A 12,653-nucleotide genomic window follows, 5' to 3' on the forward strand; every position below is an offset into this window, starting at 1 on the left:
TGTCCGTCAGGGGTGGCGGGGGCCGTCAGGGGGTGGCCGGGACGCCGATCGCGAGGAGCGCGGTGTCGTCGTCGAGGCCGTCGCCGAAGTCGCGCAGCAGACCGGTGAGGGCGTCGACGAACGCGCTGCTGCCCGCGGGGGCCCGCGCGGCGGCGAACTCCAGCAGCGCCTCGTCGCCGTAGAGCTGCCGGCCGGGGCCGACCCGGGCCTCGGTGAGGCCGTCGGTGTAGAGCAGCAGCGTGTCGCCCGGCCGCAGGACGGTCCTCGTCTCGACGAACTGCGCCGTCGGGAGGACGCCGACCAGCATGCCGCCCCGGGTGCTGAGGTACTCGGCCCCGCCGTCGGCCCGCAGGACCAGCGCGGGGGGATGGCCGCCGGAGGCCAGCCGGACCCGCAGGGTGTCCTCCGCCCGTTCGAACACGCCGGCCACGGCGGTGCAGTAGCGCGGGTCGTCACCGGTGTAGCGCTCCATGAGGGCCCGGTTGAGGACGCGCAGGTCGGCGACCGGGTCGGCGTCCTGGATCATGGCGGCGCGCAGGGTGTAGCGGGTGAGCGAGGTCAGGGCCGCGGCCTGGGGGCCCTTGCCGCAGACGTCGCCGAGGAAGAAGGCGGCCCGGGTGTCGTCCAGCGGGAACAGGTCGTAGAAGTCGCCGCCGAGCTCCATCGGGGAGGCCGTGTGGTAGTAGCCGGCCGTCTCCACGCCCGGGAGGTCGGGGAGGGTGGCGGGCAGCAGGCTGCGCTGGAGCACGGCCAGGGCCTCGCGCAGCTGGGCGCGGTCGGCCTCGGCCTGCTTGCGGGCCTCGTCGGCGGCCCGGCGGGCGCGCAGCAGTTCCTGCTCGTAGGCGCGCCGGTCGGTGGCGTCGAAGACGGTGGTCCGGATGAGCAGCGGTTCGCCGTCGGCGCCGCGCTTGAGGGTGGAGGTGACCAGCACCGGCAGCCGGGTGCCGGAGGCGGTGCGCATCTCCAGCGCGATGCCGCCGAGGTGGCCCTGCATGCGCAGCAGCGGGGCGAAGTGCGTCTCGTGGTAGAGCTTGCCGCCGACCGTGAGGAGGTCGCTGAACCGCTTGCGGCCGACGACCTCCTCGCGGGACAGACCGAGCCACCCGAGCAGGGTGGCGTTGATCTTGGCGATGGTGCCGTCCATCAGGGTGGACAGGTAGCCGCACGGCGCCGACTCGTACAGGTCCTCCGCCGAGTCCTCCAGCAGGGAGCTGAACGCCGCGCGGGTGCCCGGCGCTCCCGCGCCGGGCTCGTCCGTGCCGCCCCCGTTCAACGGGCTCCTGCGGACAAGAAGGCGCGGATCGCCGAGGCGGTGGCCTCGGGAGCGCTGAGCTGCGGGCAGTGGCCGGTGGCGTCCAGGGTGACCAGTTCGCTGCCGGGCACGGCGGCGTGGACGTACGCGCCGACCTCGCGGGGCGCGATCACATCCTGCTCGCACTCCAGGATCAGGGTGGGGACGGCGACGGTCTCGAGGTCCTTCCGGCTGTCGGAGAGGAACGTCGTGCGGGCGAAGACCCGGGCGATGTCCGGGTCGGTCGCGCAGAAGCTGTTGGTCAGTTCCTCGCCGAGCTCCGGGCGGTCCGGGTTGCCCATGATCATCGGGGCCATGGCGGCGGACCAGCCGAGGTAGTTGGCCTCCAGGGACTCCAGCAGCTCGTCGATGTCCTCGGCGCTGAAGCCGCCGCGGTAGCCGTCCTCGTCGATGTAGCAGGGCGAGGGGCACACCATGACCAGGGCGCCGACGCGCTCCGGTGCGGCGGCCGCGGCCAGCACGCCGGTCATGGAGCTCACCGAGTGGCCGACGACCACCGCGTCGCGCAGGTCGAGCTCCTCGCAGACCTCCACCACGTCGCGGGCGTAGCCGTCGAGGGAGGAGTAACGGTCCTCCCGCCAGGCGGACAGGTCGGAACGGCCGGCCCCGACGTAGTCGAAGAGCACCAGCGGGTGGTCCTCGGCGAGGAGGGGCTCGACCAGACGCCACATGTTCTGGTCGCAGCCGAAGCCGTGCACGAGGACGACGGGACGTCCGGTGGCGGCTCCGGTGACACGGACGTTGTTCCTGCGGAGGATGCTCATCCGCCCATGCTCGCACGACGAGGTCAGGCACTGTCGGGGGGCTCAGGCTGCGCCGCCGCCGGGCGCCCGGGTCCCGTCGGTGCGGGCCTCCAGGGCGCGCAGCACGGCCACCATGTCCTCGCCGCCGTGCCCGCCGGCCACGGTCTCCTCGAACAGGGCGTGGCAGACGTCGAGCAGCGGGGAGGCCACCCCCGCCGTGCGGGCGGCCTCCGCGATCAGGCGGTTGTTCTTCAGCACGTCGGCGGCGGCGGCCTGCACCGCGAAGTCCCGGGCGAGCAGCTTGGGCGCCTTCATCCGGGAGACGGAGCTGGCCATGGGACCCGCGTCCAGCACGTCGAGGAAGCGGGCGCGGTCGAGCCCGTGCCGGTCGGCGAAGTGGAACGCCTCGGTGAGCCCGGTGACCTGGGTGATCAGGAACAGGTTCACCGCGAGCTTCATCAGCAGGGCGTTCGGCACCGGTCCGCAGACGAAGCTCTCGCGGCACATCGGGGCGAGCAGGGGGCGTACGGACGCGAGGGCGGAGTCGTCACCGGCCAGCATCGCCACCAGGCGCCCCTGCTCGGCGGGGACGCGGGAGCCGGAGACGGGAACCTCGGCGTAGGCGCCTCCGGCGACGCGCACGTCCTTCTCCAGGGCGGCGGAGTACTCGGCGGACGTGGTCCCCATGTGGACGACGGTGCGCCCGGCCACGCGGGCGGCGAAGCCGGGGGTGCCGCGGCCGAGCACCGCGTCGACCGCCGCCTCGTCGGCCAGCATCAGCAGCACGGTCTCCGCCCGCGCGAAGACCTCGGCGGGGCTTTCGGCGACCTCGGCGCCGGCCTCGCGCAGGGGTGCGCAGCGGCCGGGGGTGCGGTTCCACACGACGAGCGGGGTCCCGGCGCGCGCGAGGTTGAGCGCCATGGGGCGGCCCATGACTCCGAGCCCGATGAAACCCACCTGCATGTCGCACCACCGTTTCCGGGCCGCGCAGCCGCCCCGAGCCCTGTGAAGCCACCGGCTATGACGGCTGTCATAGTAGCGGCTCCTATGACGGTGGTCATAGGCTGGACGGGCCGGTGGGAAGAGGACGTGCGGGAGGCCGGGATGGCAGGGGGCGAGCGGGGGCCGCGGGAGCGGATGGTCTTCAGCGCCGCCCAGCTGATCCGGCGCGAGGGGGTCGGCGCGACGGGGATGCGCGAGGTGGCCGCCCACGCGCGGGCGCCGCGCGGCTCGCTCCAGCACTACTTCCCCGACGGCAAGGAACAGCTCGTCAACGAGGCCGTCGGCTGGGCCGGCCGGTACGCCGGGAACCGGGTGGCGCGCTTTCTGGCCGCGCTGCCCGAGCCGACCCCGTCCGGTCTGTTCGCCGAGATGGTCCGCCAGTGGACCGACGAGTACGAGACCGAGGGGTTCGACGGCGGCTGCCCGGTCGCGGCGGCCACGGTGGACTGCGTCCGGACGGCCGACTCCACCCGGCAGGCCGCGGAGGCCGCCTTCACCCGGTGGACCGGAGCGGTGGCCACGGCTCTGACGGACATGGGCGTGCCCGAGGAGCGCAGCCGGCCGCTCGCCACGCTGATGATCAGCTCCCTCGAAGGGGCCATCCTCATCGCCCGCGCCGAGCGCAGCGTGCGCGCTCTGACGACGGCGGTCCGCGAACTCGGCCCCCTGCTGGACGCGGCGGTGACCGCGCCCGGGGCGTCCGGAGGCACCGGCGGACCGGGCGGAACCCCGGTGAGCTGACACCGCGTTGACTACAGTGATCGCGCCCGTATCCAGCGTTTCATGGACCAGTGAGGTAATCGCGAACCATGTCGACCGAAACGTTTGAGTTCCAGGTAGAGGCTCGTCAGCTGCTCCAGCTGATGATCCACTCGGTCTACTCGAACAAGGACGTCTTCCTCCGTGAGCTCGTCTCCAACGCCTCGGACGCGCTCGACAAGCTGCGGCTGGCCAAGCTGCGCGACGACACGCTCGACGCCGACGTCTCCGACCTGCACATCGAGCTGGAGATCGACCGGGACGCCCGGACGCTCACCGTGCGGGACAACGGCATCGGCATGTCGTACGACGAGGTCGGCGAGCTCATCGGCACCATCGCCAACTCCGGCACGGCGCAGTTCCTGAAGGAGCTGAAGGAGGCGCAGGACACGGCCGGCGCGGAGGGGCTGATCGGGCAGTTCGGCGTCGGCTTCTACTCCGGGTTCATGGTCGCCGACGAGGTCACCCTGGTGACCCGCCGGGCCGGCGAGAAGCAGGGCACCCGCTGGTGCTCGCGCGGCGAGGGCACGTACACGCTGGAGCGGGTGGACGACGCGCCGCAGGGCACCTCCGTCGTGCTGCACCTCAAGCCGGCCGACCCGGACAACCAGCTGCACGACTACACGTCGGTGTGGAAGATCAAGGAGATCGTCAAGCGCTACTCGGACTTCATCACCTGGCCCGTCCGGCTGGTCGGGGAGAAGAGCGAGAAGGGCGACGACGGCGAGGCGGCCGGGCCCGAGACGCTGAACTCGATGAAGGCGCTGTGGGCGCGCTCGCGCGACGAGGTGTCCGAGGACGAGTACCACGAGCTGTACAAGCACATCGGCCACGACTGGCGCGAGCCGCTGGAGACCATCCAGCTGCACGCGGAGGGCACCTTCGAGTACCAGGCCCTGCTGTTCGTCCCGTCGCACGCCCCGCACGACCTGTTCCGGCAGAACGTCCGGCACGGCCTCCAGCTGTACGTGAAGCGCGTGTTCATCATGGACGACTGCGAGGCGCTGCTGCCGGCGTACCTGCGGTTCGTCAAGGGCGTGGTCGACGCGCAGGACCTCTCGCTCAACGTGTCCCGCGAGATCCTCCAGCAGGACCGGCACATCCGGATGATGCAGCGCCGGCTCACCAAGAAGGTGCTGTCCTCGGTGAAGAGCATGATGACCGGGGACCCGGAGAAGTACGCCACGTTCTGGCGGGAGTTCGGCGCCGTGCTGAAGGAGGGCCTGGTCACCGACCCCGACAACCGGGACGCGCTGCTCGCCGTGGCGTCCTTCGCCTCCACGCACGAGGAGGGCGGGACGGTCACGCTCAAGCAGTACGTGGAGCGGATGCCGGAGGACCAGGACGACATCTACTACATCACCGGCGAGTCCCGCGAGGCCATCGACAATTCCCCGCACATGGAGGCGTTCCGGGAGCGCGGCATCGAGGTGCTGCTGCTCACCGACCCGGTCGACGAGGTGTGGGCGGACGCCGTCGGCGAGTTCGAGGGCAAGCGGCTGAGGTCGGTCGCCAAGGGCGAGATCGACCTGGACGCACGCGAGGACGACAGGAGCGAGGACGAGCAGAAGCAGCAGGCCGAGGCGTACGCGGGTCTGCTCGGCTGGATGCGGGAGCGGCTGGACGACGACGTCAAGGAGGTCCGGCTGTCGACGCGGCTCACCCGGTCCCCGGCCTGTCTCGTCGCCGACGCGGACGACCTCACGCCGGCGTTGGAGAACATGTACCGGGCCATGGGGCAGGAGGTGCCGCGCAGCAAGCGCATCCTCGAGCTCAACCCGGACCACGCACTGGTGAAGGGGCTGAACGAGGCGTTCGGGGAGCGGGAGGACCGCTCGGAGCTCACCGACACCGCCGAGCTGCTGCACGCCCTGGCCGTGGTGGCCGAGGGCGGCCGGCCCAAGGACCCGGCGCGTTTCGTGCAGCTGATGGCGGACCGCCTGGAGCGCACCCTGTGAGATGACGCGGCCCCCTCGGGCGATGCCGCCCGCCGTCCCCGCCCGTCGGACGCGGGCGGGAACGGCGGGCGCCCGCCCGGCTGCCGTGGGTCCCGGCCGGACGCCGTCCGGCCGGGACCCACGGCAGCGGTTCGCCCGGCGCGCAGGGCGCGTCCCGGATCCGCGGAGCTGCCCCGTGGCGGACGTCACCCCCGGCGGCCGGACACTTTCGCGACGGCGGGCGGCGTGCGGACGGGGAGGAAGGGGCACAAGTGAGCGGTGACCACAGCAGACCTCCTCTTCGCCCTCCTCGGCGCGGTCGCCCTCGCCGCGGCCGTGCTGCCGCGGCTGCTGGCCCGCCGGCCGCTGTCGCTGCCCCTGGTGTTCCTGGCCCTCGGCGCCGCCGTCCAGCTGCTGCCGCTCCCGCTGCCGGAGATCGACCCGGTGGCGGACGGGGTGTGGGTGGAGCACCTCGCGGAGATCTGCGTGGTGCTCTCGCTCATGGGCGCCGGTCTCGCCCTGAACCGGCCCTTCGGCCGCGTCCGCTGGCAGGGCGTGTGGCGGCAGCTCGGCATCACCATGCCGCTGACCATCGTGGGCGTCGCCGCCCTCGCCTGGGGCATGCTCGGCTGGCCGGTGGCGGCGGCGCTGCTGCTGGCGGCCGTGCTCGCGCCGACCGACCCGGTGCTCGCCTCCGAGGTGCGGGTCGGGGAGCCGACGGACGCGGAGCACGACGAGGACGAGGTCCGCTTCACGCTGACCGGTGAGGCGGGGCTGAACGACGGGCTGGCCTTCCCCTTCGTCGCGGCCGCCATGGCGCTGGCCGCCGCGGGCGGACAGCCGACCGGCGGCGGCGTCGGCCACTGGCTGCTGGTGGAGCTGCTGTACAAGTGCACGGCGGGCGTGGCCGCGGGGCTGGTCGTCGGGGCGCTGCTGGGCCGGCTGTTCTTCCGCGCCGAACGGCGGGCGATACGGCTGTCGGAGCACAGCGAGGGGTTCGTGGCCCTCGGCGTGACGTTCCTCGCGTACGGGGTGACGGAGCTGGTGCACGGCTACGGCTTCCTGGCCGTGTTCGTCACCGCCTGCCGGATCCGCTCGGCGGAGCGCGCCCACGGCTACCACGGGGTGCTGCACGACTTCGTGGAGCAGATCGAACGGCTGCTGACGGCGGTGCTGCTGTTCCTGCTGGGCGCTTTCGTCGCCCAGGGCGGGCTGGCGCCGCTCTCCTGGCAGGGCGCGGCGGTGGGCGTGCTGCTGCTGCTCGTGGTCCGTCCGGCGGCCGGATGGGTGGCCCAGCTCGGCGTCGCGGCGGGCCCCCGGGAGCGGGCGGTCACCGCGTTCTTCGGCATCCGGGGCATCGGCTCCCTGTTCTACCTGGCGTACGCGCTGGCCTCCCACGAGTTCGGGGTGCCCGCCGAGGTGCTGTGGGCGGTGGTGACCTTCACGGTGGTCGCCTCGGTGGTGCTGCACGGGGTGAGCGCCACGCCCGTCATCTCGCGCCTGGACCGGCTGCGGCTGCACCGCGCCAAGGCGAAGGGCGCGGGACCGGATCCCGGGGCCCACGAAGTGGCCGGCGAGCGCCTGTGAACCTGCTGTCCGCGACCGCACGGCCGGCGGTCCGTCCCGATGTGCGGGGCCACCCGGTTCGGTGTTGTCTGGGGATCATGCGGCGCGAGGACGGGCGGCCCGGCCCTCAGGACGACGTCGAGGCGGACCTCGACGAGCTGTACGCGCTGCCGCCGTCGGACTTCGTCGCCCGGCGGGAGGCACGCCCGGCGCGCGCCCGGACGCCGCGTACGGAGAGGGAGTCGGCGGCCGCGAGGAAGAACGAGGCGGCCGAGCGGGAGGAGGCGCGGGCCGCCGAGGCGCGGCGGCGCGAGCGGCGCGCGGCCCGCGGGGAGGTCCGGCACGCGCCGGGCCGGGCGGGTGAGCGGGGACGGGGGGCCGGTGAGCGTGCGGCGGCCCTGGAGGAACAGCTCGTCCGGGCCCGTACGGGGCCGGAGCGGACGCGGGCGGAGCTCGGCGAGCCGCGGGAGCGCGACCGGACGGCCGAGAGGGAACTGGCGGCGGCCGAGTGTGCGGCGGCCGCCGCCGCGCGCCGGGCCGAACGGTCGGAGGGGGACGGCGCATGACCGGGCGCGGCAGACCGCCAGGCTGGGAGAGACGGGCGTGGCGCTCCCGGTGCACGGGGACCGCATTCGCCCGCGGGGGTGACCGGGCGGAGGCGCCCGGACGGAGCGGAGCACGGGAGGTGCGACACGTGACGGAGCGGGCCGCCCGCCGGACGGGGATCGCGGGATGACGCGGGACACGACGGGCCGCGGGATCACCCCGGCGGCACCGGCGTCGCTGGGCTCGCTGCTGGCGTCCCTCGACACGGGCGCGTACGTGGTGGACGCGAACGGCGCGGTCGTGGCCGTGAACGCGCACGCCGAGAAGCTGCTGGCGCGGCCGGCCGGGGAGCTCCTCGGCCGTGACGCGCACGAGCTGCTGCACCGCAGCCGGTACGGCGCCTCCCTGCCGCGCGCCCAGTGCGGGATGCGCCAGGCCTACATGGCGGGCCGGACGGTGCAGTCCGACGAGGAGTGGTTCGAGCGCGGCGACGGTTCGCTCCTCCCGGTGTCCTGGCTGGTCACCCCGTGCCGCACGGACGACGGGGCGGAACGCACCCTGGTGCTCTTCCACGCGCCGCACGACCCGGAGGGGACGCGCACCCCGGGCAACCGGTTCAGCAGCCCGCTGCCCGAGCTGGAGCGGCTGGCCCTGCTGGCGGAGACCACCACCCAGCTCACCGCCACCCTGGACGTCGAGCAGGCGCTGCGCAGGCTGGTGCGGCTGGTCGTGCCGCAGCTCGCCGACTGGGCGGTCGTCGACCTGGTCACCGAGCGCGGCGGGGTGCGCCGGTCGGCCGTGGTCCACGCGCAGGGCGGCGGTCTGGTGCGGCGCGAGGACCTCGAGGGCCCCCTCTCCCCCGTCCCGGAGGACTCGTTGCTGCCCCTGGCGCGGGCGTTGCGCGGGGTCTCCCCCGCGCTGGCCGACCCCTCCCTCCACCTGAGGCCGGACTCCCTCCTCGGGTCGGAGCAGCGCCGCCTGTTCGCGGAGACCGGCATCCACTCGGCGGCCATCGCGCCGATACGGGGCGTGCGCGAGGTGCTGGGCGCCCTGACCCTGGGCCGCGCCGAGTGGCCGGAGGCGTTCACCGCGGACGACCTGCCGCTGCTGGAGGACATCTCCCGGCGGGCCGGGCTGGCGCTGGACAACGCCCGGCTCTACGAGCGGCAGCGCAAGGTGGCCGAGACGATGCAGCGTCACCTGCTGCCGCAGCTCCCGCACGTGCCCGGGCTGGAGATGAGCGCCCGGTACGTGGCCGCGCCGGACGCCTCCGAGGTGGGCGGCGACTGGTACGACGCGTTCGTGCTGCCGGACGGGGCGACGGCGCTGGCCGTCGGGGACGTCGTCGGGCACGACCTGGACGCGGCGGCGGGCATGGCGCAGATGCGCAACGTGCTGAGGGCCTACGCGTGGGCCCAGGAGGAGCCGCCCAGCGCCATCGTCTCCCGGCTGGACCGGGCGACCGTGCACATCACCGACGTCACCATGGCGACCCTGTTGTTCGCCCGCATGTCCCGCACGGAGGACGGGCGGTGGAAGCTGGTGTGGACCAACGCGGGCCATCCTCCCCCGCTGCTGGTCACGCGGGACGGCGAGGCGCGTTACCTCACCGACGGGCACGGCATGCTGATCGGCACCGGCACGGACCGTCCCCGCCCCGACGGGGAGACCGAACTGCCGCCCGGCTCCACGCTGTTGTTCTACACGGACGGCCTGATCGAGGAGCCGAGCCGTTCCCTGGACGAAGGGCTGGAGCTGCTGCGCGGGCACGCGGCCGCCCTGGCGGAGCACCCGCCGGCCCGGTTCACCGACCTGGTGCTGGAGCGGACCCGCCCGGCCGGCAACGACGACGACGTCGCCCTGCTCACCGTGCGCGTCCCCGCCGCGTAGGGGGTCACCCGGGACCGGCGGCGGGACCGGCGGCCGAACAGTGGCCAAAAACTTGGCATAGACCTGCCATGATCCACTCGCTAGGCTCACCCTTGCTCGGGTGAGAGCGCTCTCACCATGTCTGTTCCACCCCCACCTCTGCGGGAACGACGAAGGGCCACCTTCCATGAGACGACGCACCGGACTCACGCATGCGGCCGTGGCCGCCGCCCTGCTGATCGGCAGCTGGGCGGCGGCGGGCACGCTCCCCGCCTCGGCACAGGAGGCTCCCGCCTCCGCGACGGCCGACACATCCGCACCCGCCTCCCCCGGGCTGCTCGGCGCGATGCAGCGCGACCTCGGCCTGACCCGCGCCGAGGCGGAGGACCGCCTGGCCGCCGAGCGCGCGGCGACCGCCCTGGCGCCCCAGGCGCGCGAGACCGCCGGATCCGCCTACGGCGGCGCCTGGTTCGACGCGGGCAGCGGCAGACTGACCGTCGCCGTCACCCCGGACGCCGACGCCACGACCGTGCGCGCCCTGCGCGAGTCCGGCGCCGCCGTCCGCACCGTCGAGCACACCGAACGCCGGCTGGACGCGGTCAAGTCCCGCCTCGACCGCCTCGACGCCCCCGCGGGCGTGGCCAGTTGGTCCGTCGACCCGGCCGCCAACGCGGTCGTGGTGAACGTGGTCGAGGACCAGCGGGGCGACAACGATGTCCGCGCCTTCGTGGCCGAGGCACGCGAGGCCGGCCCGGTGACCGTGCGGACGGTGGCGGACGCGCCGTCCACGTTCGCCGCCGGCACGGTCGGCGGCGACCCGTACTACACGGGCAACGTCCGCTGCTCCATCGGCTTCTCGGTGCACGGCGGCTTCGTCACCGCAGGGCACTGCGGCCGGGCCGGGCAGCAGGTGCGGGGCTGGGACGGCTCGTACATCGGGAACTTCCAGGGGTCCTCCTTCCCGGGTGACGACTACGCCTGGGTCAACGTGGGCAGCGGCTGGTGGACGGTGCCGGTGGTCCTCGGCTGGGGCACCGTGCCGGACCAGCTGGTGCGCGGCTCGGCCGAGGCGCCGGTCGGCGCCTCGGTCTGCCGCTCGGGTTCGACCACCCGCTGGCACTGCGGCCGGGTGCTCGCCAAGAACGAGACGGTCAACTACGCCGAGGGCGCGGTGCACCAGATGACGAAGACGAGCGTGTGCGCCGAGGGCGGCGACTCGGGCGGTTCGTACCTCAGCGGCGACCAGGCGCAGGGCGTCACCTCCGGCGGCTGGGGCAACTGCTCCGGCGGAGGTGAGACCTGGTTCCAGCCGGTCAACGAGATCCTCAACCGCTACGGGCTGACACTGCACACGGCCTGACACCGCCTCCGGCACGCGCGGGTCCCGCCGAACTCCTCGGCGGGACCCGCCCCTCGCGCCGTCCGGACGCCTCGCGGTCCGCCGTCCGCCGTCCACCGTCCGCCGGCCGCAAGAGTTACCGGTCCGTAACTCACTCGCGGGTTACCGGCGGTAAGCGAGCGTTGTTAGTTTTCGGTTCCATCTTCTGCAGCCGCAGCGAGGAGAGAGCCGTGAGCCGTATCAGCAGCGTGCTGACCACCGTCGTCGCGACGACGGCCTGCGTGTGCGCGTCCGCGTCGCCCGCCGCGGCGACCGACCCGGTCGTGTCACGGGGCGTCACCATCCCCGCCTTCTACACCCCGCCCGCCGAACTCCCGTCGGGGAGCGGCAAGCTGATCCGCCACGAGCCCCTGCGCCTCGGGCTGAGCCTGCCCGGTCTGGACGGCCGCCGGCTGCCGGGCACCGCCACCCGCCTGCTGTACACCTCGACCGACTCGGGCGGCGAGCCGGTCGCCGTCACCGGCGCCTACATCGAGCCGTCCGCCGACTGGAAGGGCGCGGGACCCCGCCCCCTGGTCGTCGTCGGCTCCGGCACCATGGGCCAGGGCGACCAGTGCGCCCCCTCCCTCGCCCTGGAGAACCCGCTGACCCTCACCGGGGAGACCGTCTCCTTCGGGTACGAGACCCTCGCGGTCCACCGGCTGCTCTCCACCGGCGCGGCGGTCGTCGTCACCGACTACGTCGGCCTCGGCGCCACCGACCGGCTGCACACCTACGTCAACCGCGTCGACGAGGGCCACGCCATGCTGGACGCGGCCCGTGCGGCGCGTTCCGTGCCCGGCGCGTCCGTCACCGCCGCCTCCCGGGTGGGAATGTACGGGTACAGCCAGGGCGGCGGGGCCAGCGCCTCCGCGGCCGAACTCCAGCGCACCTACGCGCCCGACGTCCCGCTCGTCGGCACCTACAGCGGCGCCCCGCCCGCGGACCTGACCGAAGTCACCAAGGGCATCGACGGCAGCGCGCTGGCCGGTGCGCTGGGCTGGTCCGTCAACGGTTTCGCCCAGGCCTCGCCGGCACTGCGGGAGGTCGTCGAGGCGAACATGAACGACACCGGACGCAAGGCGCTGGAGGACATCTCCACCACCTGTGTGGGCGACGTGATCCTGGGCTACGGCTTCACCAGGAGCACCAAGTGGACGAGGAGCGGCAAGTCCATCGGCGAGGTCATCGCCGGTGAGCCCGCCGCCCGGGCCGTCCTGGACGACCAGCGCCTCGGACGGCTGCGGCCCACCGGTCCGGTCCGCGTGGTGACGGGCGTGCAGGACGACATCGTGCCGCACGCGCAGGCGCGGCAACTGGCCGTGGACTGGTGCGAGAAGGGCGGCGACGTCACCTACAAGGCGGTACGGCTGCCGAACCTGGGCGACAAGCTGCTCACCAACCACCTGGCGCCGCTGCTGACCGACCAGGGCGACGCGGTGGACTGGCTGACCGACCGGCTCGAGGGCAAGGCCACGAGCTCCAACTGCCGGACCATGCCCGCGCAGCCGTGAGCGCCGTGCGACGACACGAGCCCCGCC

General features: G+C 73.8%; 10 protein-coding genes. 7 read left to right on the forward strand and 3 right to left on the reverse strand.

What is annotated here, in order from left to right:
• Window positions 1-25 precede the first annotated feature (25 nt).
• The 3 genes from ACIQ8B_RS22970 to ACIQ8B_RS22980 are packed head-to-tail and all read right to left on the reverse strand — an operon-like array spanning window position 26 to window position 3,018.
• On the reverse strand, window positions 26-1,273 hold the full coding sequence (locus tag ACIQ8B_RS22970; RefSeq protein ID WP_403549173.1) for a PP2C family protein-serine/threonine phosphatase: 1,248 nt from the start codon (window positions 1,271-1,273) through the stop codon (window positions 26-28).
• Window positions 1,270-2,076: an alpha/beta fold hydrolase gene (locus tag ACIQ8B_RS22975; protein WP_403549175.1), complete on the reverse strand. Its 807-nt coding sequence runs from the start codon at window positions 2,074-2,076 to the stop codon at window positions 1,270-1,272. The genes ACIQ8B_RS22970 and ACIQ8B_RS22975 overlap by 4 nt, the downstream gene beginning before the upstream one ends.
• Before the next feature lie 42 nt (window positions 2,077-2,118).
• Window positions 2,119-3,018, reverse strand: coding sequence for an NAD(P)-dependent oxidoreductase (locus tag ACIQ8B_RS22980; protein ID WP_403549177.1), 900 nt, complete (start codon window positions 3,016-3,018; stop codon window positions 2,119-2,121).
• A 141-nt stretch (window positions 3,019-3,159) separates the two neighbouring features.
• Here ACIQ8B_RS22980 and ACIQ8B_RS22985 point away from each other — a divergent pair, with 141 nt between their 5' ends.
• The 7 genes from ACIQ8B_RS22985 (at window position 3,160) to ACIQ8B_RS23015 (ending at window position 12,626) form a co-directional block, all read left to right on the forward strand.
• Window positions 3,160-3,798 carry a TetR/AcrR family transcriptional regulator gene (locus ACIQ8B_RS22985; RefSeq protein ID WP_290003404.1) on the forward strand — a complete coding sequence of 213 codons (639 nt, stop codon included), beginning with the start codon at window positions 3,160-3,162 and terminating at the stop codon, window positions 3,796-3,798.
• 68 nt (window positions 3,799-3,866) lie between these two features.
• The gene (gene htpG / locus ACIQ8B_RS22990) at window positions 3,867-5,774 is read left to right on the forward strand and encodes a molecular chaperone HtpG (protein WP_403549179.1); all 1,908 of its coding nucleotides are present in this window, start codon (window positions 3,867-3,869) and stop codon (window positions 5,772-5,774) included.
• A gap of 258 nt (window positions 5,775-6,032) precedes the next feature.
• Window positions 6,033-7,340: a sodium:proton antiporter gene (locus tag ACIQ8B_RS22995; RefSeq protein ID WP_290003369.1), complete on the forward strand. Its 1,308-nt coding sequence runs from the start codon at window positions 6,033-6,035 to the stop codon at window positions 7,338-7,340.
• Between the two features lie 77 nt (window positions 7,341-7,417).
• The gene (locus tag ACIQ8B_RS23000) at window positions 7,418-7,885 is read left to right on the forward strand and encodes a hypothetical protein (protein ID WP_403549181.1); all 468 of its coding nucleotides are present in this window, start codon (window positions 7,418-7,420) and stop codon (window positions 7,883-7,885) included.
• 166 nt (window positions 7,886-8,051) lie between these two features.
• The gene (locus ACIQ8B_RS23005) at window positions 8,052-9,755 is read left to right on the forward strand and encodes a SpoIIE family protein phosphatase (RefSeq protein WP_403549183.1); all 1,704 of its coding nucleotides are present in this window, start codon (window positions 8,052-8,054) and stop codon (window positions 9,753-9,755) included.
• A 166-nt stretch (window positions 9,756-9,921) separates the two neighbouring features.
• Window positions 9,922-11,094, forward strand: a complete 1,173-nt coding sequence (locus ACIQ8B_RS23010) for a S1 family peptidase (protein WP_403549185.1) — start codon at window positions 9,922-9,924, stop codon at window positions 11,092-11,094.
• A gap of 209 nt (window positions 11,095-11,303) precedes the next feature.
• Window positions 11,304-12,626 (forward strand): lipase family protein, encoded by a 1,323-nt coding sequence (locus ACIQ8B_RS23015; RefSeq protein ID WP_403549187.1) that lies wholly within the window; start codon window positions 11,304-11,306, stop codon window positions 12,624-12,626.
• Window positions 12,627-12,653: the final 27 nt, after the last annotated feature.

Source organism: Streptomyces sp. NPDC096105 (assembly GCF_044763335.1).
GTDB lineage: Bacteria > Actinomycetota > Actinomycetes > Streptomycetales > Streptomycetaceae > Streptomyces.